This window comes from Neobacillus nitrireducens, from assembly GCF_030915405.1.
GTDB lineage: Bacteria > Bacillota > Bacilli > Bacillales > Cytobacillaceae > Neobacillus.
Genome location: NZ_CP133262.1, coordinates 3,437,002 through 3,459,415, shown reverse-complemented (window position 1 = coordinate 3,459,415; position 22,414 = coordinate 3,437,002). Strand labels below are relative to the sequence as shown.

20 protein-coding genes are annotated in these 22,414 nt (G+C 41.6%); 8 read left to right on the top strand and 12 right to left on the bottom strand.

Features of this window, described 5'->3' with window-relative positions; all coding sequences use genetic code 11:
• Positions 1–17: 17 nt before the first annotated feature.
• Positions 18–1,343, top strand: coding sequence for an IS3 family transposase (locus RCG22_RS16750; protein WP_308103844.1), 1,326 nt, complete (start codon positions 18–20; stop codon positions 1,341–1,343).
• Between the two features lie 72 nt (positions 1,344–1,415).
• Here the strand turns inward: RCG22_RS16750 and RCG22_RS16745 are convergent, their stop codons facing one another.
• Positions 1,416–7,487, bottom strand: coding sequence for an Ig-like domain-containing protein (locus tag RCG22_RS16745; RefSeq protein WP_308103843.1), 6,072 nt, complete (start codon positions 7,485–7,487; stop codon positions 1,416–1,418).
• A gap of 281 nt (positions 7,488–7,768) precedes the next feature.
• Between RCG22_RS16745 and RCG22_RS16740 the strand changes: the two genes are divergently transcribed.
• The 3 genes from RCG22_RS16740 to RCG22_RS16730 all read left to right on the top strand — a co-directional run bounded on the left by RCG22_RS16740 (position 7,769) and on the right by RCG22_RS16730 (position 9,609).
• The gene (locus RCG22_RS16740) at positions 7,769–8,980 is read left to right on the top strand and encodes a HupE/UreJ family protein (RefSeq protein WP_308103842.1); all 1,212 of its coding nucleotides are present in this window, start codon (positions 7,769–7,771) and stop codon (positions 8,978–8,980) included.
• Between the two features lie 180 nt (positions 8,981–9,160).
• Positions 9,161–9,304 carry a hypothetical protein gene (locus RCG22_RS16735; protein WP_308103841.1) on the top strand — a complete coding sequence of 48 codons (144 nt, stop codon included), beginning with the start codon at positions 9,161–9,163 and terminating at the stop codon, positions 9,302–9,304.
• 167 nt (positions 9,305–9,471) lie between these two features.
• Positions 9,472–9,609 carry a hypothetical protein gene (locus RCG22_RS16730; RefSeq protein ID WP_176525659.1) on the top strand — a complete coding sequence of 46 codons (138 nt, stop codon included), beginning with the start codon at positions 9,472–9,474 and terminating at the stop codon, positions 9,607–9,609.
• A gap of 214 nt (positions 9,610–9,823) precedes the next feature.
• Here RCG22_RS16730 and RCG22_RS16725 read toward each other — a convergent pair whose 3' ends face one another.
• Both RCG22_RS16725 and RCG22_RS16720 read right to left on the bottom strand, forming a co-directional pair.
• Entirely contained in the window at positions 9,824–10,597 is a 774-nt protein-coding gene (locus RCG22_RS16725; RefSeq protein WP_308103840.1) for a class I SAM-dependent methyltransferase, read from the bottom strand.
• Positions 10,598–11,326: 729 nt separating this feature from the next.
• Positions 11,327–12,562 carry an MFS transporter gene (locus RCG22_RS16720; RefSeq protein ID WP_308103839.1) on the bottom strand — a complete coding sequence of 412 codons (1,236 nt, stop codon included), beginning with the start codon at positions 12,560–12,562 and terminating at the stop codon, positions 11,327–11,329.
• A gap of 192 nt (positions 12,563–12,754) precedes the next feature.
• Between RCG22_RS16720 and RCG22_RS16715 the strand changes: the two genes are divergently transcribed.
• Positions 12,755–13,126: a winged helix-turn-helix transcriptional regulator gene (locus RCG22_RS16715; protein WP_308103838.1), complete on the top strand. Its 372-nt coding sequence runs from the start codon at positions 12,755–12,757 to the stop codon at positions 13,124–13,126.
• Between the two features lie 157 nt (positions 13,127–13,283).
• Here the strand turns inward: RCG22_RS16715 and RCG22_RS16710 are convergent, their stop codons facing one another.
• On the bottom strand, positions 13,284–14,414 hold the full coding sequence (locus tag RCG22_RS16710; protein ID WP_308103837.1) for a 3D domain-containing protein: 1,131 nt from the start codon (positions 14,412–14,414) through the stop codon (positions 13,284–13,286).
• A gap of 206 nt (positions 14,415–14,620) precedes the next feature.
• Positions 14,621–15,049, bottom strand: coding sequence for a hypothetical protein (locus RCG22_RS16705; RefSeq protein WP_308103836.1), 429 nt, complete (start codon positions 15,047–15,049; stop codon positions 14,621–14,623).
• A 220-nt stretch (positions 15,050–15,269) separates the two neighbouring features.
• Between RCG22_RS16705 and RCG22_RS16700 the strand changes: the two genes are divergently transcribed.
• Complete coding sequence (locus tag RCG22_RS16700) at positions 15,270–15,683, top strand: helix-turn-helix domain-containing protein (RefSeq protein ID WP_308103834.1); 414 nt, start codon at positions 15,270–15,272, stop codon at positions 15,681–15,683.
• 293 nt (positions 15,684–15,976) lie between these two features.
• Here the strand turns inward: RCG22_RS16700 and RCG22_RS16695 are convergent, their stop codons facing one another.
• Positions 15,977–16,204 carry a hypothetical protein gene (locus RCG22_RS16695; RefSeq protein WP_308103833.1) on the bottom strand — a complete coding sequence of 76 codons (228 nt, stop codon included), beginning with the start codon at positions 16,202–16,204 and terminating at the stop codon, positions 15,977–15,979.
• Positions 16,194–16,580: a single-stranded DNA-binding protein gene (gene ssb, locus RCG22_RS16690; protein WP_308107188.1), complete on the bottom strand. Its 387-nt coding sequence runs from the start codon at positions 16,578–16,580 to the stop codon at positions 16,194–16,196. Before ssb ends, RCG22_RS16695 begins: the two co-directional genes overlap by 11 nt.
• A gap of 246 nt (positions 16,581–16,826) precedes the next feature.
• Between ssb and RCG22_RS16685 the strand changes: the two genes are divergently transcribed.
• Positions 16,827–17,255, top strand: coding sequence for a YwpF-like family protein (locus RCG22_RS16685; RefSeq protein ID WP_098263839.1), 429 nt, complete (start codon positions 16,827–16,829; stop codon positions 17,253–17,255).
• Between the two features lie 166 nt (positions 17,256–17,421).
• Here the strand turns inward: RCG22_RS16685 and RCG22_RS16680 are convergent, their stop codons facing one another.
• The 5 genes from RCG22_RS16680 to spoIIID all read right to left on the bottom strand — a co-directional run bounded on the left by RCG22_RS16680 (position 17,422) and on the right by spoIIID (position 21,211).
• On the bottom strand, positions 17,422–17,820 hold the full coding sequence (locus tag RCG22_RS16680) for a hypothetical protein (RefSeq protein ID WP_308103832.1): 399 nt from the start codon (positions 17,818–17,820) through the stop codon (positions 17,422–17,424).
• Between the two features lie 152 nt (positions 17,821–17,972).
• Entirely contained in the window at positions 17,973–18,407 is a 435-nt protein-coding gene (gene fabZ / locus RCG22_RS16675) for a 3-hydroxyacyl-ACP dehydratase FabZ (RefSeq protein WP_308103831.1), read from the bottom strand.
• Between the two features lie 93 nt (positions 18,408–18,500).
• Positions 18,501–19,295, bottom strand: a complete 795-nt coding sequence (locus RCG22_RS16670; protein ID WP_308103830.1) for a DNA-directed RNA polymerase subunit beta — start codon at positions 19,293–19,295, stop codon at positions 18,501–18,503.
• Positions 19,296–19,741: 446 nt separating this feature from the next.
• On the bottom strand, positions 19,742–20,743 hold the full coding sequence (locus RCG22_RS16665; RefSeq protein WP_098263835.1) for a rod shape-determining protein: 1,002 nt from the start codon (positions 20,741–20,743) through the stop codon (positions 19,742–19,744).
• 195 nt (positions 20,744–20,938) lie between these two features.
• A complete protein-coding gene (gene spoIIID / locus RCG22_RS16660) occupies positions 20,939–21,211 on the bottom strand; it encodes a sporulation transcriptional regulator SpoIIID (RefSeq protein ID WP_026568271.1) in 273 nt (90 codons plus the stop codon).
• Positions 21,212–21,869: 658 nt separating this feature from the next.
• Here spoIIID and RCG22_RS16655 point away from each other — a divergent pair.
• On the top strand, positions 21,870–22,199 hold the full coding sequence (locus RCG22_RS16655; RefSeq protein WP_308107187.1) for an MGMT family protein: 330 nt from the start codon (positions 21,870–21,872) through the stop codon (positions 22,197–22,199).
• The last annotated feature ends 215 nt before the right edge of the window (positions 22,200–22,414 follow it).

Here is a 22,414-nt window from a genome sequence, read left to right as displayed (position 1 = left end):
GGATTAGGGGAACGACTATGAGCAAAATTACATTTTCAACTAAAGAAATAAAAATACTTCAAAAGAACCCAAATGTACAACGGGTCAGCAGCTTATCAATTACATATACAGATGAATTTAAAAATAAATTTATAGATGAATACGGGGTAGGTAAACTCCCTAGACAAATCTTTGAGGAAAACGGCTTTGATATGAGCATTTTAGGTATGAAGCGGATCGAACAATCTGCATTTAGGTGGAAAAAAGCTTATGAAAAAAATGGGTTAATTGGACTCTCAGACGGACGGAAAACAACCCCAGGTAGGCCTTTAAAACGAGAACTGACTCAAGAAGAGATTATAGAGAGGCAGGAAGCACGAATTAAGTTGCTGGAAGGACAGGTGGAGCTGTTAAAAAAGCTAGAAATGACAGAAAGGAGGCTGCTAAAGAAAAGTCAAAACCTAGAGACGAGTAAGATATTCCAGCTGATTTATGAGACTATAGATCAAAATCAGTTTAAACAGATGACAAAGTATTTTTGTAAGCTTTTAGGGGTGTCTCGTTCTGGATATTACAGCTATCAAAAAGCAGCCGAAAGCCGATTTGAAAGAGAGCAAAAGGACTTAGAAGCGAAGGAAATAATAATGAAAGCGTTTAATCGACGCGGATATAAGAAGGGTTCACGTTCCATCAAAATGATATTGAATAATGAATACGACCATAAAATTAGCAGAAAAAAGATCCAAAGAATTATGAACAAGTATGAAATCATTTGCCCCCATAGAAAGGCAAATCCTTATAAAAAAATAGCAAAGGCAACTAAAGAACATCAGGTCGTTCCAAATAAATTAAACAGAGAATTTAAGCAAGGAATTCCAGGAAAGGTATTACTAACCGATATTACCTACTTACCATATAACGGGGATATGGCTTATTTGTCGGCCATAAAAGATGCCTCCACCAATGAACTTTTAGCATATCATGTTTCGGATCGCATCACGTTAGATATCGCAACAAAAACCATTGATAAATTAATGAAGAATAAGAAAATTAGTTTACATTCAGAGGCATTTATCCATTCGGATCAAGGAAGCCATTATACCAGCCCAAAATATCAGAATCTGTTGAAGAAAAATGGTTTAGGTCAATCTATGTCTAGGCGAGGCAATTGTTGGGATAATGCCCCAATGGAATCTTTCTTTGGTCATTTAAAGGATGAGGTAGACTATCAATCATGTAAAACATTAGACGAACTAAAGGCAAAAATAAATCATTACATGGTTTACTATAACAATTATCGTTATCAATGGAATTTAGAAAAGATGACCCCTATTCAATATAGGAATCATCTTTTAGTATCATAACTCTTTTTTTCATGTGTCCTTGACACGGGTACCAGATTAGACTCTCCCCACCTTTTTCTTTTTGTAAAAATTCTATCTCTGCGTATTCGCTTTACCTGCTACCACATCAAAGGTTAATTCCGTCCGTGCTTCATAATAATATGAGGATAATCCGAAATTATATTTGTCCTTTGATTCCACAAATATAGTATAGGTGCCTGGTTTTTTTGCTGTCCATGTCAACGTATTGCTAACACCATAATCTTGCAATACCATGAGGTCTCCCTTTTTATCAAGGACATAGAAGCGATATTCTGGAGTCCTGCTTCCTTCAGAGGCAGCAGTAAACTGAATTGGCTCCTTAAAGACCTGTGGACCAGGCTTAACTGTTGATACACTCACGGTAGTAACCTTTTCGTCTTGAACTGTTACTTCAGTTGCAAAACTTACATTACCCGCTTTGTCAGTAGCCGTTACAGTAATCTTCGCTCCTGCTGCTTGTTTAGCAATAGTCATTGTATAGTTACCTTCAGCATCAGCAGTTGCTTTGCCAATTTCCTGACCGTTGACCTGCGCATTAATAGATGCTCCAGCTTCTGCTGTACCGTTGATGACTAAATCATTGTCGTTCACACCACTACTTACAACCGGTGCAGCTGGTGCAGTTACGTCACTTACGATTACTTCAGCTGCGTCACTAACGTTCCCCGCTTCATCCGTAGCCGTTACAGTGATCTTCACGCCTGCTGCTTGCTTAGCGATTGAAATCGTGAATTTACCCTCTTGATCTGCTGTTGCAGAACCAATTTCTTGTCCATTGGCATGGGCAACAACTTTTGCACCTGCTTCAGTCGTTCCTTCAATAGAAAGGTCTACATCTGTTACACCCTTTACTACTGGCACTGATGGAGCAGTCGTATCCGCTGTCCCGACTAGTTCTCTTGTATCTCTGACACGAATCCGCGTACCCTGTGCAAACGCACCAGATAAACCAACAGCCTCTAATGTGTCGCCTTTTTTAAGAACTGGTACTTGGACATTGCTTTGGTTCACAATGTATCCATCTGTGAACACTAACACATCACCAGAACCATCGTTGATAACATAAGAGTTTTCGTCAAATTTAGATACGACTTTCCCCTTTACCTTCACAAGGAAACCTTGGTTGGCAGCTGATGTTGCTTCCCCAGTGGCTACTTGTTTCGGCACGACAGGATCGCCTGATCCAAGTTTAATAACATCCTTCGCAAAGCTAGTAAACTCTAACTCAATATTATTATCAAATCGCTTAATATGACCATAAACACGTACTTTGTCGCCTGCTTTTAATGAACCATCTGGAACTTCAAGGTAAGCCATAATACCGCCAGTCTCATCTTGTAGGTTGAAAGCATCAAAGAAGACGCCTGCTCCAGTTGTAACGGTACCTTCAACGACTACATCGGTGTCATCGGCTAGTTTACGAACATCGGCAATGTTGGCCACTTTCATTTCACGATGGGCTAACCAGTTGACTGCGTTAAAGGTAAATTCATCGTTACCTTTTGGTTCATACGATTCATCCATCTGTTTGTTGTTAAAAATGTTCATACCTGAAACAATGATTCGGCCATTGTCACCAATTTCTTCAGATGCGATTAATGGAATTTCTGAGCCTCCGGAAGAGTCAGAAACCGCATCATAGGTGTAGCCGCCTTGGATATTTCCTTGATACGTGGTTTCATTTCCTTTTGCTAAAATAACTACCTTACCAGATTCGGTCAGTTTGCCGTTATTTACTCCTGACAAGCTTCCACCGCTATAGTAATCAATGAAAGAAACTCGGTCAGTCATATGATTCGTGACAAGTCCTGGATGAACTCTGACGGCATAAGGGCTAACCGTTGGATCGCTCCAGAAGTTACCGCTCTTACTTAAGTCAAATACGCCATCATTCCCCATCCGAATACCCGAACCAATATCACTTAATAAGCTGTTATTAATCGTAGGGTCTGCACTGTTATTGCTCTTACCTGCCATTAATAACGAGCCGCCATTTTTCACGAATTTCGCAACGGCTGCATTTTCGTCAGCAGTTAGTGCAATTCTTGCATTTGTTAAAACTAATACCTTCACATTTGCCAACACTTCGTCCGTAAGGGCTACTTTATTTTCAGCTACGGTGTAGCCCTCTTTTTGAAGCATAAGCGTGAACGCTGTTAAGTTATTTTTGTAAGTTCCACTGTCGCTGCTTGTATTTTCGTTTCCATGGTTGGCATCGATTAATACTTTCACACCTAGTGGTTCTTTGATTTTTACAGGTAAAGAATATTTCACATCACCAAGGTCTAAACCTTCATTGGATGTGACGACGACAATTAGTTGGTGGTCGCCTTTAATTGGGTTTGCCCACGTAGCTGTCGCAGTTGCAGAGTTCTTTGTTAAAATCGATGAAATATTATTTGTGCCAATGAAATTCTCAGGCTTTACTTCATCATAGTAGAAGTCTACCTTTAAGTTTTTGACTACTTCTGTACCGTTGTTCGCAACAGTTGCTTTTAATGTCGCAGGGTTGCCGCCTACAATCACGTCACCATCAATATCGATTCCATTTACTTTAACATCGACTGATTCTTCTTTTGACCAGATCGGTGAGGAGTAAATTCTTTCTCCGTCCATTTGTGTTACTTTGACAACGAACCATTGCTGGCCACCTGTAACTGTATAGGTTGGTGTCCATTCGAAGTCTTTTTCCATTGGTGTAATGGAATCGACTACTTTTCCATCATTAGAAATTAATTCAACTTTAGAAATTCTATCATCTGACTTATAAGTAGTAGGAAGGTAGTTATAGTTCGTGCTATTCTTCGCTTCTGCTACTAAGTCACTACCAGAGATTTTAAAGTTTAATTTTTTGCTATCAACGGTTGAACCCATATAGTAGCCGTTTGCTAACACATCTAACGTGAAGTTTGGATCCTCTTCCATGTAGACACGCATATTACGCATCGAATGTAGAAGGGATGCTTCCGAAAGATCATCGGCAACGATTACGGTACGAGCATTTACTTCTCCCCATGTTCCTTCATGGTTGTCTTCCCCATAAGTAGGGGCAACATGCCAGCCTAAATCAAGAGCAGAGTAGAATTTCGTTTCAGCATTGGCATAGCCATAGTGTCCTGAACCGTTACCAACCTCTAGCATCGTAAATAATTTATCAACGTCACTATTGTATGGTTTAAAGTTATTAAAGGCATTGGCAGACATATCAGGGTGGTTAAATTGACCCACGATATCATCATAGGTCATTACCCATGCATAATATTGGCTTAAGTCTTGGTATTGCTTGCCATTGATATTTCTGTCAATAAAGTTTTCTGATCCAAAGATATTGGAATGGCCCCAAGTGGTGGAAGTCATTTCAAATGCTGGGAATACTACATATTCACCATTTTTTGTATATTTAGTAGCTAGGTCTTTTGTTAACTGCCACTGGTCTCCACCAGAACGTTCCGGCACATCTTTTCCATCAGCAGTTTTGCGTGTTACGGTATCTGTTCCTAGTTTTTCAGGATCGATATCATGTGAATGGTCGGAGAAGGCAAACCAATCATAATTATGCGCTTGACCTGCAATTAACGCAGCTTCTGGTGTACCAGCACCATCATGAGAGATGTTTGTGTGGTTATGTGTTGTTCCACGGTAATGGTTACCGCCAGAGAAACGAGGAACCACTTCAAATGTCCATTCTTTTACGGCTTGGTTCCCTTTTACGTCTTTTGCCGTAACTTTTACTGTGTGAACTCCTAGAGCTAGTTCTTCTTCAGGTGTGTATTTCACCTGTGTCTTTGAGATGGTAGCAGCAGGAGCGGTAAGCTCGTCGCCATCCAACCACATCTGGACGGAACCATCTTCAATTCCACTTGGATCATTAATTAAAGCGGTAATTTCAGGGTGTGGACTTTCCACTCTTGTTTCATTTTGCGGTTTCTCACCACTGATTGTTGGTGCATCTGTATCTTCTTTTAATGTTACAGCTAATGGCGCCTCTTTCGTACCAGCTGATTGAACTTGAATACCTGCTTTTGCTTCAATATAATACTCGAATCCATCTTGAGGTACGTTTGCTGCTTCTAACGTAACGGTATAACGGCCTTCGCTGCCTTTTGCCATTGGTAAGACAGTGTATTCTGTCGAACCCGTTGGACGGTAGTATGTTGTTACGGATTCAGCACCATCCGCAGTGGCTGCAAATTCAACATTTACCTCTTTGTAAACACTTGTTAATGGTGTGTGAGTGATCCCAAGAATTGGCCGAATGTCACTAAGATCACGCGGGTAAACTTGGTATCCATTCTGCGGGTTGGCATTGGTAGAATATTGCCCTAATACACCTGTTACGGTATAGCTTTTTCCAATGGCAAGGTCTGTATCAGGAACGATTCCTGTTGGACCCATCACCCGAATGGTTGTACCTTTATTGTTTGCATCGACAAATGTAACATTATAGTTTGCACCTGAAGCGGCTACTGCCGAAACTTTACCAGTCACCGTGACAAGCGTTCCTTCCAGCGGCTCAGCTGTTGCAAACGTATTTAAATCAAGAATCGTCAATTGTGTTGGATTTGGGATTGGATTCCCTTCACTAATCTTCTCAATTGATACAGGTTCAAATTCTGCTAAACCATTATAAACAAGGACTTTACCCGTCATTCTTAATTTGTCACCTTTTAACACATTGTATGGAGTGACTAAGGAAGAATTAAATATGTTAATCCCTGCTGTATCGTCTTGAATATAGAAGTTTTGCTTTTGTGTTCCTAAAATTTGATTATCTACTGTTGCTACACCTTCAACGGTAAAATATTTATTTACGTTGATGGTTTTACCATTTGCATCCGATGCGCGAACATCTTTTAGCTTGGTCACAACTGATAAATCAGCTTTTGTCACTGCGACAGGAGTACTTTCTAACATAATCCCCTTCGCCGAGCTTGTAATTTGTGTTAGATAAACCGTATCAGGAGCATCTGCAATTGTTGTTGAAAAATCGCCCGCAGTCCCTGATTTCAGTTCTTTTAACTTTTCGGAAGGATTCGCTGTTCCATTTGGATAAATGCGAATCGTTGAATTCGCAACAGCGGCACCCGTATTACCGTTTAGATTACCTTGTCCATTAATGACCGCATAAGTTAATTTCGCTTGAGCAATTGACGCACTTGCTTTTGCTACATCGATTTGGATCGCAGCACTTTCATCCATATCTGTTTGTTTTGCCGCAATATATAAAGATGTATAGGTCTTAGCAGTTGTGAAATTGATGGAAAAAGTTCCATCATCTGCTGCATTTCCCGTCGCAACAGCCGTCCCCTTCGTAGAGCTTTCATATACATTAATAACAGAATTTGCGGCCGCCGCATCTACAGCCCCTTTTACTGTTACATTCGTACTCTGTTGGATAACTTGGACGTTAATACCCTTTGGCTGCAAGCTTGTTACAGGAACCATTGGGGTCTCCCCTGGGCTCGCAGTGTTTCTAGGTGTAGCAACTGCACCAACATAGAAGTCGGCTGCGTTGTCATCAGTGTCCCATGCATTTCCTTTGCCAGGAGCAGGGTCCACGTTAGCGTATGGACGACGTTGAACGCTTGTTGTATTTGATGGTGCTTTGGTAGCTGCAGTACCTTCGAAAGAAGTTGCCCCGCCCATACCAACAAAATCAATGGTATCAGCTGGTTTAGCACCAGTGGCCGCCGTCGTTTTGTCTTTGAACAAGGCGATTTTTGCACCTGTTCCAGACATTGTTAATGCTCCAGAAGCATCTGGTGTTGGAAGATTCACACCAGTGGCCCCGCCGCCTTCTGCAATCAAGTAATATCCATGAGCTTTGATTGTGCCTGCCAATGGCGTAACTTGCCATGAGGTTCCTGATGTGGAAGCATATTGGACTGACCAGCCATCAAGTACCACATCTTGATCAGTTGGATTATATAATTCAATAAAATCTTTATTATATGGTGCCCCTGCATTACCTCCCCCTCCAAAATACTGTGAGATAACAACATGATCAGCCTGTTCTGCATGGGCCTTTCCAATTAGACCACTTGGCAAAAAAGTACTGATCAAGAGAAGTGCTGCCATAATCGTACTTGTCCAACGCTTATACTTCCTTTGTCTTGCTTTCATTCATCTACCACCCTTTGTAGTAATTTCGTTTGCAAACATTAACTGGAAACGCTTACATATTTGCCTCCTTTGAATGTTTTCGATTACTCTATTATTCTACAAAATATTTAACACTATGAATATAGTAATATTTAGATAATTATTTCTAAATAGACTAAATTATCTTTCAACGGGTATACAAAGACTAATAAGATGTGATTATATTAAGGTGGTTTCACCTTTTTTAACACTCTCGGACTATTTAAGTCACTATTTTAAAATAACATTCAGGAGGTTCGTCTGTGGTTTCATTTTTCTCTACAATTCAACATATAGGGAGTTTTTTCGTTAGAAGTCAGATATGTAGTTTTCTTTCTATATTTTTCATTGCATCCATCTCTTTCCCTATGATTGCCGATGCACACGCATATAGTGCAAGTTATACAAAAATAACAATGGATGACAAGAAAACGGAAGTGGTATTCACACTTGATTCTCTATCGCTTATCGAATTATTACCTGATATTGATCGAAATAAAAACTGGGTCCTTGAAAAATCAGAACTGGAAAAGGATCGGCATCATCTTGAGGAATTAATTACTGAAGGTTTGACATTGGACAGGAACAACAAAGAAGTAACACCAATGGTCGAGAAAATGAAGCTTGTGAAAAAGGAAAATAAAGAATTTGTTTCCACAACGATGACCTATCCTGCCTTTTCGCCGGGTGACACGATCGTCTATAATGATGGCTTTTATTTTAATGATACTGGGGCTAATTATGTCGACCTGATTTCCGCCGACTTGATGGGCCAGACGAGCGAGGCAGTCTTACAGGGGAAGGAACGCACCTGGACGATTCTGTTAACGGAAGTGCAGCAAGAGCAAGGACAAGACCAAACCACACAACCTGATACTGGTACAGCGCAAGATCATCCTGAGGCGGTTAAACCTGTTGAAAAACCACCGACTTCTTCGTGGTTTTCATTTTTCAAACTAGGAACTCTTCATATCCTTACCGGCTATGATCATCTATTATTTCTGTTTGCCTTGTTACTTCGCAAGCAAACGTTTAAGCAATATGCAGCCATTGTTACATCGTTTACGATTGCTCATAGTATCACGCTAAGTTTGGCCGTATTAGGCTGGATTACGCTGCCTTCACGGTTTGTCGAGGCAGTGATTGCCTTTAGTATTTGCTATGTGGCCGCAGAAAATATTTTCAGGAAGGAAATCCGCCACCGTTGGACGATCACCTTTCTATTCGGGTTAATTCATGGACTAGGATTTGCAAGTATCTTACGCGAAATGTCGATTCCAAAAAGCCACCTTGCTATCGCCTTGGTGAATTTTAATTTGGGAATTGAGGCTGTTCAACTCTCACTTGTCCTTTTACTGCTCCCATTATTGTCCTATATGTTCAAGTTTAAAAGCTCCCGAAAAATCGTCACCTATGGTTCATATGCCATTGTTGCGATGGGCGCCATTTGGTTCATTCAAAGGCTATTTTTTTAAAAAGAAAAAGGCTGTCCTTTCCCGCTAGAACGAGCGAGATTCGGGGCAGCCTTATTTCATTTTTCTGTATAATTTTGCTATTCCGCCTATTAGGTAATCGCTTTCATGTGAAGTGATTCACAAGTATAATAAGAATATAAAGAATCTAATCTAATCACCCAATTCAGGGAGGAAATTACGATGCTTACAGACTTTTTATTTGAACTTAAAAACTGGTGGTTTGGCGAGTCATTTGATGAAGTCGAGGAATTTGAACGGCTTGAGTCCAAGCATACCAGAGTTCACCATGACCAATATATGAACGAAATTATCCGTGTTCATTAATCTATTTTTAACATTCAAGTAAGCCCCTTCTTAATAGAACGGGCTTCTTTTTTTGAAAAAAAAATCAACTAGCATAGCCCTAGGAAATAGAAAGCAAACTAACATCGTGGGTGCTGATAACAGTCTAGTTAGCGTCCATGAAGGAAAACGAGGCGGGTGGTGGAAAAATGGCGAAAAATAAGAATAACCAGTTTAAAAAGAAACATAATACGGCTCTGCCCAAAGCAGATTTAGAATTTGCGGAAGAGCGAGGAAATGGATTTGAAAAAGTAGCTTTAAAGGCTCAAAAAAGTCATAATAAGTAACCAAAACGGGACCAATGGGCCTGTCCCTACTGATGTTCTAAGGGCGTTTCTGTTCTATGCACGCAGAAACGCTTTATTTAACTTTTCCTTGTAGGGGCTCCACTCTGACTTTTATAATATCACTGGGTCCTGTGTGGCGGTTATTTCTGATTATTTTTTCAGTAAGCGCCTGAGACAAGCTTAGATTAAAAGGGCCCCATTAGGCCCCCTGTGATTACTCTTTTATCCCCAGGACACGAATCCGCTTATAATCAGCAATCCACTCACCGTTCCGGAATAATCCTGTTCTTAGGGAATCTTCAACACGAGTGACGATTACCTCTTTTGTTTCGGTTGTTACGCCTTCGAACATGCCAGTGGCAAACATCTCGATCCAGTTTTTCAGTCCCAGTTCTCCGTTTAAAGGCGTTGGCCGATCAAAGTGTTCGGCGTGGGTTACGCGAAATCCCACTTGTTCCATTATGGAAGTGTATTCACCAATGCTTGGATAGTACCAAGGGAACTTCTCTGATTGATACGGGACTCCCACCTCACCTAATTGATTCATGATTGCGCCGATAATTGTCTGGACGTTGCCTTTCCCGCCAAATTCAGCGACAAATCTTCCTCCAGGTTTTAAGGCCTGATAAATCGACTGCAGCGCCTGTCTTGGCGTTTTAATCCAGTGAAGTGTCGCATTAGAGAAAACAGCATCAAACTCGTTACTATACCGCATATTGACAGCATCCTCGACGATGAAGGTGATATCTGGGTACTTCTTTTGTGCTTGCTCGACCATATTTTCGGATTTATCCATCCCCGTAATATCGACGCCTTGCTTACTCAGTTGGTTGGCAATATCCCCCGTTCCACAGCCAAGATCAAGTATCTTTTCACCTGGCTTCGGTGCAAGCCATTGAACTAATTCCCCTCCCAAATGAGAAACAAAGGAATGCTCTTTATCATACAAACTCGCATTCCAACCATCCACTTGCACTTTGCCAACCATTCAAACAACCCCTTAGTCATAAATACTTACATACCATAATTATAACAAAGGAGTGTTCAAAGCATTCGTTTTTTGTCCTCCTGATATGGACGAGTGTCCGCAAGTAGTGCCTGACACCATTATTGTGGAGAGGTGTCCACAAGTAGTGCCTGACACCAATGTACTATTATTGTTTCTCGGAGGTCTTCCTCATCGTGCCCGTTAGGAGGCGCACGATGAGGAAGGTGGACGCTATCAAGCTGAAGCTAAATAGGGCGGTCCATGACTTTTTATATTTGATTAATTTTAAGTAACCTTTTTTCAGCTGTAAACTCTTCCCATTTACCACTGAAGTAACTTTTTCCTTTAGACGGGAAATGAAACAGCTCTGCATTTACCGTCGAAGCCATTTTTTCCTTTGAATGGTAAATGGAAGGGCCCTCCATTTACCCTAGGAGCCGACATTTCCTTTGGACGGGAAATGAAAGAATAGAAAAAAGGCCAATCCCATTAGCGAGATTGGCCAGTACACACCACACGGACAAATAAGCGAATTTGTCCAATTTGTTATTTTTAGCTTTAATACAGAAAGTTATCATAAAGAGTACTGCTTTTAACTACTATCAAACTCTAGGTTCCCAAATCGAAGTGTAAAATTACACCTTATTAGCGGAATTTAGGATATATCAGCGATGCTAGGCCATTTATCAGCGAATCGAAAAATTGAGTTGAATTACTTAACTGTCCCCCTCAGGAGGATAGTTGTGTTTTCGTGGTGCCTGACACCATTGTCATTTTTGCAGTTGCTTGTTCTTTCCGCTCCAGCGCTCGACTTAGCCCTGTGAGGATGGCGGCTGCCAGTACCATTAGGGCTCCAATCCAAGTGGTGTGGATGAGGCCGATGGAGTCGGTGATGATACCACCTAAGTAGGAACCTATCGCGATTCCGGCGTTGAATGCGGCAATGTTGAGGGCGGATGCGACATCGACGGCACTCGGGACGTAGCGTTCCGCGAGGATGACGACGTATACTTGCAGTCCTGGAACGTTCATGAAAGCAAGTAAGCCCATCAAAATAATCGTGATGAGGCCCGCGATTTTGAACGGTGCCGTGAACATTAGGACTAACAGCACAACGGCTTGGACGATAAACATATAGAATAGTGAACCTATCGGATTGCGGTTGGAGAGCTTGCCGCCCATCATATTGCCTAGCGCGATCGCCAATCCGTAGGCCAGTAAAATAATTGCGATTGATCCTTCTTTAAAACCAGTTATTTCCTGTAGTAATGGTGATAAATAAGTAAAGACAACAAATGTCCCGCCATACCCCAGGGCCGTGATGGCGAATAAAAGTAGGAGTCGGCCATTGGTTAGGAGCTTGAACTGATCCCGAGTGCTCGTTCGGGTTCCTTTTTTCAAAAAAGAAGGTATTAAAGCCCAGTTGGCGATAAAGCCGATGATTCCAACGATGACTATGAGAATGAAGGCAAGCCTCCAGCCGTATTGTTGGCCGATGAATGTTCCGAACGGGACACCAGTGACGGTGGCAACGGTGAGGCCAGAGAACATGATTGATATCGCACTGGCACGCCGGTTGGCCGGGACGAGGTCAGCGGCGATGGTGGAGCCTATCGACATGAAGACACCGTGCGACAGTGCGGAAATCACGCGGGCCGCGAGCAAGACGCTGATGGTTGTGGCGCTTGCGGCGATTCCGTTACCGATGATGAAGACGATCATGATCCATAGTAAAAGGGTCTTGCGTGACATTCTCGATGTTAGTGATGTTAGGACCGGTGCCCCAAATGTGACCCCGAGTGCGTATAGGGAGACTGTTAGTCCGGCGGTTGTGACGGGAATGTGCAAATCCTCGGCGATGAGCGGCAGCAGGCCGACACTGATAAATTCGGTAGTTCCGATTGCGAAGGCGCTGACGGCTAGGGCCAGTAATGCGAATGTGCTTTGCTGTTTATTTAAAGGCATGAATTTTCCTCCTCAGTTGTGTAGGTTTATTTAATAAGGTATGCTTGTTTTCATCCGGCAAATGTTATTATGGGGTATATGAGAGATTACCGGAAGTACGCACTTTAAAGTGATATAGGTACCCAAAGGTGCTATAGGAACTTTTTAGTTCCTATAATCCTGGCTGAACATGATTTGAGGAGGAAGATGAAAATGGAAAAGAAGAAATATAATATATCAGTTGAGGCGACGCTGGAGGTAATAGGCGGGAAGTGGAAGTGTGTCATTCTCTGCCATTTGACGCATGGGAAAAAGCGGACGAGTGAGTTAAAGCGGCTGATGCCGAATATTACACAGAAGATGCTGACGCAGCAGCTGCGTGAGCTGGAGGAGGACGGTGTGATTAATCGGATTATTTATAATCAGATTCCGCCGAAGGTTGAGTATGAGCTGAGTGAGTACGGCCGGAGTCTGGAGGGGATTCTGAATTCGCTCTGTACCTGGGGTGAAAATCATATAGAGAAGGTATACGGGGATAAGTTTTCAGTCCTTGAGGAAAATGTCTTGAATGATCATCTTAAATAGATCGTGCTAATAGTGTTTTCGGTCGGTGGCAGGCACCAATTTCTGCATTATACTCGTGATAATGGAGTTTTCGGTGTCAGGCACCAATTGTCATTAGTGTCAAAAAAAAGACCTGACACTTTTTTGTGCCAGATCTTGTACTTATGAGTTGAAACTTCTAGTCTAGGACAATAATTTTCACGGTTCTTCTGCCCCATTGTAATGCTTTTGATCTAGTTGGCACTAACACATCGATTTTATGACCTTTAATTGCGCCGCCTGTGTCACCGGCAACGGCGATGCCGTATCCTTCTACCCAGACTTTACTTCCAAGCGGAATGACTCTTGGGTCAACGGCAATCAATTTCATATTCGGATGTTTACGAATATTGTAGCCAGCGGCAGTAATGTGATAGGACTCTTCCGGGCTGTATGCTGTAGCGGTGACATACATCTCATTACCGCTTACGGCTGTGTTTGTATTTGTATTCGTATTTGTATTGTTTTCACCAGCTGGAGCTGATTTTGTTTTTGGAGCGTTGGCCGCTTCTTGTTCATTTTTAATTTGTGCCTGAATTTCTTTCAGTTGTGATTCAACGCCTGCTTTTTCTTGCTCGGCCTGCGTCATTTGTTGAAGGATTTGATTATATTTTTGCTGCATTACGGTTAAAGCTTGTTGGCGTTTTTGCATGTTTTGATCGAGATCATTTTGCTGTTTCGAAAGCTTCTCTTGGTCTTCTAATAATACTTGTTCTTGTCTATCAATCTCTTTTTTATCATTTTCAATCTGCTGCAGGTCTTCCTTCTGGGATCCTAAGATATCTTTATCCGCATCCATCAGGGTTGAAACAGCGCTCGCGCGTTGGATAAAATCTGAGATACTATCAGACTCGAAGAATAAGTTAATCATCACATCGATGGAATCATTTTGTTGAAGTGCGACGGCCCGCTGCTTCATGATTCCTGTCCGAGCAAGAATTTTATCTTCGAGGGCGACAATTTCTTGTTTCTTTTTTTCAATCAGTTGATTTGTTTCGTCTATTTTTTGCTGCGTGTCCGCCATTATCTCTTTATTTTTTGTAATCTCACTGTAAAGAGAGTTCAATTCTTGTTTAATTTTATCTATTTCTTGATTAACGGTTTGCTTTTCTTGGGCTTTTTGCTCCACCATTTTTTGTTTCTGTTCTAGCTGCTGCTTCGCGTTATGTAGGTCTTCACTGCTTGTTTGTGCATATGTAACCATAGACCCCGTTACTGATAGCATGATGGTAAGTAACACGAGAATGATACGCTTTTTTGTCGTTTGCATACGCTTTCTCCTTTCCTTAGTACTCTTATTTATACCAGAAGAATATGCCAGCAATGTTACAAAAAGATTAAAACTACATCACTTTTTGTCTTATTACAATAAAAAGTGTCATTTCTGTGTCATAACAGTGTCAACTTTTAGTACAGAAAAAGGACGTAGCGGTGCCGCTTTTTGGTGTCAGGCACCACTACCAAATGTAAAATAATTCACCATTTTACTCTATTCTGTTCCTCCTTTAACCTCTTACTCTCCGATAACGTGTCCGCTTTTCTCGCTTTTGTTAGTCGCTTTTTACCATTCGGGAATATTGCTAAAAAGGAAACCCTCTTATCTTCTTTTATTGCAAAATGATGGAGGAGCTCGAACACCTCTTTTTCGGTTAATTCGTTATTTTCTTTAACAATTTGTAGCGAATGACTATGACGGTCGTAGCTGATATGAATATTGGAATTATAAATTTGGATAGGAATAATTGCTTTTTTGTTAAAAGGGATGGATTGATAGGGAGAATCCTCTGTTGTGTGGGGCGACTGGGTTGCGAGTTGCACAGCATCGAAAAAGCTAGGTTTACTTTTGACTTCAACTTGCTGCTTGTTGTATTGCTCACCGATAAATACTATTGAGTTTTTTTCCACAAAAATAACTACCTCCAAATATTACAATTTTTTACACCGACTATCATTATTCGACAATAATTCCTTAATTCCTTTAATGAAATTATCCACCAGGTCATATTCTGTCGATAGTGTGCCATTTTTTCACATAAATCATTGTGCACAATTCACACAATCAAACCTAACACTTCTGTTTCTCGTTAAGTTAAACCTATGAATTGTTTGATTGGCGGTGAATTGGATGTCTTTATCAGAAAAATTAAGGGAATTACGCGACAACCGAAATTGGTCCCAGCAAACACTTGCGGATATGATGAGGATGGATCGGTCCACAGTTAGTCGCTACGAAACGGGTAGAAGTATTCCCAACTATCAAACGGTGGTTCGATTTGCTGAAATTTATCAGGTGGATAAGGAATATTTAGTGGAGGAACTCGACCAACTACTGCCTAAAACGGAGGGGTCTGGATTTATCGCAAAGGAGACCAGCGATGATCGTGATTTGTTGATTATTAACCAGTTTCTTCTGAATGAACCTGATTTTAAAATGGCCCTCATAGAACTTTATCTCATGCCGCCCAAGCGGAGGTCCTTTTACATTGATTCATTTATTAGCCAGATTAAAGTCAATAAGCATCATAAGGATAAATTTTAGGAAAAAGGGATGTTTAAGTTCCTGCTGTATAATCAACAAAGAAGCCGCTGATAAGTTCAGCGGCTTCTTTTAAAAAAACAGGGGGGTTTTTATATTAGTTTATCCCGTTAAAATGGTTTTATACATGTAAACAAAAAAAACCGGCAAACGGCAGCCGGAATAGTGGAGATGAAACACGAAGATGTGGTTGATTTTCTTTATCAAAATAGTCAGTTGCGGGGATATTTTTTAAAAAATAGTTGCCGGGAAGCTTGATATTGCATGCAACCGAGGCAAATTTTTTTGAATATCACTTAAAATCGTAAAGGAATGTTTTGTGAAGATTCATGTGGATATGTGGAGTACATTCTGATGAGGTTGTCTCTTTCCTTCATTTCATTTTGTTGTTCCTTAATGACCCATTCCAACTGGCTGACGCGCCTTTGGAGGCTATCGACGTTTTTATTTGCATTTCCAACCATTTTTATTAAGCTTTCCAGTAATTGCTCAAGGTTCCTGGCCATTTCATAGTTATCCCTCAATTGCCACTTCCTCCTTTTTCGGCTCAGGCTCAGGCGCAGGCACCGTCTCACTATGTGGCTTTGAGCTTAGGAAGCGGACCGTTTCGGCGATAACCTCAGTCACATATACCCTTTTTCCCTCTTTATTATCGTAATTCCGGGTTTGCAACCTTCCAGTAATCCCTATAACTGACCCTTTACGGCAATATTGGCTCGTATTTTCCGCCGCCCTCCGCCAAAGAGTACACTGAACGAAATCCGCCTCAATTTCGCCGTTTTGATTGCGAAAGTGTCGTGTCACCGCTAAAGTGATGTGGGCCACTGGCGTTCCTTCTGATGTCTTGTTTAGCTCAGGATCTCGCGTCAACCGGCCAACGAGTGTGACTTGATTGATCATTTTTTCATCTCCTTCTTTGTTTGATGATGCTATCATATCTTGCAGGTTCAATGGTTGTAAAATCGTGAAATGACCATTTTCGGGCTGATTTTTGGAGGATAATAGGTTTATCTTGAGGGTTTTTGTCAAAAAGTGGTGTCGTTTTTTACAGAAAAACCTATCTTTGAAATTTCGACAAATATTATTCGACATTTGCTTTACCTGAACCTATGTTATAATTTAGGAAAAGGAAATCAGGAGGTTGAGATGAAATCTTTTAAATTGTACTCATTAGATGTGGTCGAAGATGATGCTTCAGTGGAAGTTCCGTTGGTGGATGGTTTGATTCTCAATAAGGAAGACGAGCGCTCCACATGGCTGCTTGAGGCGTATACAGATTTGTCCCTCTATGATTATTTCAAAAAAATTTCCGAGCAAGACCGCGACATTATTGTCGAAGCCGTGATTACCAAGAAGGAAAATGCTCCAGCTTATTTTCAAACAAAAATTTGCTCATTGACTAAATTTGAAAAACATATTAGCGTTTTGTTGGAAGGCAAAATCCGCCGAAACAAAAGTGATTATTCGGAGCTGTTGCTTGAAAACCTCCTGCAAAAGGGGTTTGAAGGTCCCGCACTGCTTACTGAGTTCAGGGATAAAATAAAAAGTAAACCAAAGCTGAAAATAAAGTCGTAATAGTAGATAGAAGAAGGGACCTGGCAGAAAGTTGCCGGTCCCTTTTTTGGAAAAGGGGCGGAGCTCCGCATAAGCGAGTCAATTTAACCAGACGTAATGGGAATACAAATTTCCCGTGGATAAATGAATTGTAATTTGGCTCTGCTCACACCGCCTTTATTATGTTTTACTCGTCCTTATTATCGGCATCATGTCTGTCAATGTCGTCTTCGATGATTTCTTCCTTTTTGGTGTTGCTATCTTTCATTGGGTCTTTGTCGGTATCCGTATTTTTGTCCTCAGTGTTTGGATAATGGTTATTTCTGTTGTCTAAATCCATGTTGTCGTCATCGTATTTAACACCATGGGGATTATTCAGATTTGTTCGGTTGTTGTCATTTAAATCGTTGTTGTTTAGATTGTCATTATTATATAAATTGTTATCTGACGGATTGTTCACGTCTGGCGGTGGTGGATTTTGATCATCATTGTTATTGCAACCGGTTAACATAACAGCAGATAGAATGGAACCTGCGAGCAAAAGAAATAACTTTTTCTTCAAAATAAAGAAGCCCCTTCCAAACATAATTTGACCTATCTCTTATCGGTCTGTTTTTAGGGTTCCCGGCGTTTTTCAAATGATAGCAAGCATTTTTTTACAAAAATGTAAGCAGGCAGCCTCCGCAAAATGGGCGATAAAAAAGCGGCTGGAAATTTCTCTCCGGCCGCTTGATCTGCTTATTCTTTTTTCTCACCTAAGGCAAAAGTGATTTCCGCTTCACATGCCACTTCACCGTCAACGGTCGCAACAGCTTTTCCTTTGCCGATGGGACCGCGCAGGCGGACGATTTCCACTTCAAGCCGCAATTGGTCCCCTGGCTTGACTTGCTTTTTAAAACGGCAGCCATCAATTCCTGCAAAAAAGGCTAAGCGACCGCGATTTTCTTCCTTTTTCAACATTGCAACAGCCCCGACTTGTGCGAGTGCTTCCACGATTAATACACCAGGCATGACTGGATAATCAGGGAAATGCCCATTGAAAAATTCTTCGTTGGCACTGACATTCTTAATACCAACCGCGCTTTTTCCATCTTCGACTTCTAAGATGCGGTCGACCAATAAAAATGGGTAGCGATGGGGAATAATTTCTTTAATTTGTTCGATATCGAGCATGATATTAGTACCTCCTACTAGCAACAAGTGTTTATTACCTATTCTACTACTTAAGGTACACAAAAAGGAAGGGATTTACGTCCCTCCCTCCATTTATTTTCCTTTATCAACTAAATCAAGGATATGTGTCCAGGTCGATTCCTTGAAAACCTCAGCAATTTCTCCGCCGCCAAGCATTCCGTAGCCGACCACTGCGCCTGTCATCACACTGACGATGACCAATACAAGTAAAAGAATAATCCGCAGCCAAATCGGAATGAGCCGAATTCGAATCCGTTTATAGGACACCGGTTCCGTCTCCCCATTTTTTGACTCTATGGTTCGTTGGGCCTCACGAGTAGCGCTTTTTTCTATTTTTTTGACCTTCGACGTCGCGCCTTTTTCTCCTTTTTGGCTCGGAGCTTTGGTTGCTGCTTGTTGATCCGCACTCTTTGTTTTTGGTGCTACGGCCTGGGATTGCTTGTCGACATTTTGTGTTTTTTGTGTCACGGTCTGGGTTTGTTGCTTTGCATTTTCTGTTTTTCGTGCCACTGCCCGGGCCCGCTGTTCAGCATCCTTTCGAGCCTCGTCTTTGGCTCGCTGCACGGCGTCCTTCTGCTGCCGAGCTTCGTCCTTGGCTCGTTTCTCCGTGTCCTTCTGCTGTCGAGCTTCTTCCTTGGCGCGTTTCTCCGCATCCTTCTGCTGTCGAGCTTCGTCCTTGGCGCGTTTCTCCGCGTCCCTCTGCTGCCGAGCTTCGTCCTTGACTCGTTTTTCGGCGGCGTCCTTCTGCTGCCGAGCCTCATCCTTGGCGCGTTTCTCCGCGTCCTTCTTTCGTTGCAGCTCTTCGGCTTTGGCCCGCTTATATTCTTCTCTCGTTCTATATTCTTGATTTGGATTATCTACTGACATTCCTTAATTCCCCTTTAACTGAAGTCCGTCCATTTATTTTTATCTGGCATGGGATACCCCGGACTAGAGAGAGTTATACATATTATATCCATTTTTTCTGTTCAACTCATATCGCTGGGTGTTTCAATTTATATTTCTATAATTAATTTCGACAATTCCTCAAGTCTATTATAAAAAAGAAATGGAAAATACTCATCAACTTTTTACAGGAAATAGTCAAAATTGCTCAATATATGTCGTTTTGTTAGGTTTTTATGATATATTTTTTGATAAATTATCCCTAAACACAAATAAAAAAGCCCAATGATTGAGGCTTGTCCTGCCTGCTTCATTAGACTTTTTGTATGCAAGGTATGATGTCTTACAACAATAACCAAAAAAGGGTCAAAGAATGAACAATGAAACCAGTTTCAACTCGCAGGTCAAGGACAGTTTTTTCAAAAAACTCACCCAAACTTACGATTTGGAATCTTGTCGATGTTATCCAGCATAATTCCTGTTCCAATTGCCACACAATCCATTGGATTTTCAGCAACTAGGACGGGAACCTTTAATTCATCCGCTAGTAACATGTCGATGCCGTGCAATAATGCGCCGCCGCCTGTTAAAATAACGCCGCGGTCAATGATGTCAGCTGATAGTTCCGGCGGTGTGCGTTCAAGAACACTTTTCGCCGCCTGAACGATGACAGCAACCGATTCACGTAAAGCGCCCTCGACTTCTTCGGAACGAACTGTGATGGTACGAGGCAGACCACTCACCATGTCACGGCCGCGGATTTCCATTTCTTCCGAGCGTGAACCTGGGAATACCGTCCCGATGTTGATTTTAATATTTTCAGATGTGCGCTCACCGATCAAGAGTTTGTATTCTCGCTTGATGTAGTTGAGGATCTCCATGTCGAACTTGTCGCCGGCCATTTTGATGGAGGAGGAAGTCACGATATCGCCCATTGAAAGAACGGCCACATCCGTCGTTCCGCCTCCGATGTCCACTACCATATTTCCGCTCGGTTGGAAAATGTCCATTCCCGCACCAATTGCAGCTACTTTTGGTTCTTCTTCTAAGTAAATCTTTTTCCCGCCGCTCTTTTCAGCAGCTTCTTTGATGGCCTTTTGCTCCACACTCGTAATGTTCGTTGGGCAGCAAATCAGAATGCGCGGCTTTGATAAAAAGCCCTTTACGTTTAACTTATTAATAAAATGCTTTAACATTGCTTCTGTCACATCAAAGTCAGCGATCACGCCATCTTTTAATGGACGGATCGCGACGATGTTACCAGGTGTCCGACCAACCATACGGCGAGCTTCTTCACCTACAGCAAGTACGCGATTTGTATTTTTGTCAATTGCCACTACAGACGGCTCATTTAATACGATTCCACGGCCCTTCACGTGAATTAACACGTTTGCCGTACCTAAATCAATCCCAATATCTCTTGCAAACATTCTCTTTTCTTTCCTCCTTAAAACGGAATCCACATACTTTTCCTAATTGTATATTGTACCATACTCATGAAAATTTCCATACTTTTAGAAAAAAAAGATGGTATATTTTGCAGAAGGATGTCGAAGTGGAGGTTTCCTAGAGAATGCCTTTAAAATTTTCAGTTTTTTCAACGTTAATAGTTGGGGAATGAAGGCTTATTTTACAGCCTCGCCTTCCTTTTCTTCTTTCTGATATTTCATTTTTGTTGCCTCTCCCCCCCGGAGATGACGGATCGATTTATGATAATCTAAAATACCTTTAACCTCATTGGCTAGCTCTGGATTAATCTCAGGAAGTCTCTCAGTTAGATCCTTATGGACTGTACTTTTGGATACGCCAAACTCCTTCGCAATCACGCGAACCGTTTTCCTCGTCTCCACGATATACTTTCCAATCTTGATAGTTCTCTCTTTGATGTAATCGTGCACACTCTCGCCCTCCCTAAATTGGATGTGAGACGTGTGAAATGAGACCCGCTTATCACTTCGACGAATTCTGCTTCCGTATTGGTGTCATCAGTTTTGGTGTTGGTGTTGGTGTTGGTGTCAGGCACCATAAAAAGACACAAATCCACCACTGAAGGACACCCCTTGATGGGTGTCAGGCACCAAACGGCAGAAAGTAAGTTACCTTCTGTCTATACAATGAATAATCATGTCCCCGACTGAATATCCGTTAACTTCAAACGACTCTTCACCTCAAACACTCTCTTTGTAAAGGTTTGTAACCATTTTATTAGCTTGGATACGGGATTATGCTATAAATACTCAATCGGGACAAGATGTTATTCAAAGTTTTTTGAAAATTGGACTTCTTACTTTTTTTCGACATTCGTTTCAAGGTGTCTAGAATGGCGGTACTATGCGGTTTTGGAATGGAAATATCCAGCAGGCAACTTTTATTTCCCAAGAATTTTGTCGAGAGAAAAATTATTCAAAAATGGCGATTCTAATTGGAATGAGGCTAAAAATGGATTTATAACCCCCATAATCTGCATGATTAAGTGATTATTTTTCAAAAAGTATTGTTAAAAATATTATATTTTTGATACCTTTTTGGTATGAGTTTTTTGAAAGGACGATCCTGATGACACCTTTTACTGAAAATGTCGTTGAAATTATTCGAAGTATCCCTGAAGGCAAGGTTGCGACATATGGCCAAGTCGCTCGGCTCGCTGGAAGCCCGCGTGCGGCACGTCAAGTCGTCCGGGCTCTGCATTCTATGAGTAAGAAGCACCGCCTCCCCTGGCACCGTGTCATCAACGCTAAAGGGCAAATCGCCCTTCAGGATGACGAGTCCTACAATGAGCAAGTGTTGTCGTTAGAGGCCGAAGGGGTTGAGATTGGCCTGAATGGGGTGATTGATCTGGATAGGTATCAGTGGCAGCCTAACTTCCCAGCTCCTGAAGAAACATAACGAAAAAAAGGGGCCATCCGCCCTAACGGGTTCCGTAAACTATCGCCAAACCCAAAAATGCAATCGAAAATGTAACCCGATTTGTTTTTACTTTTGTATCTGTTTTGCAATTAAAAATAAAATGGCTCAGTTCACTATACTGAGCCATTTTTAGTATCCATTTTTGGTTGCCTGACTACTACACGATAAAATGATTCTGATTCCCTCATCTGGGT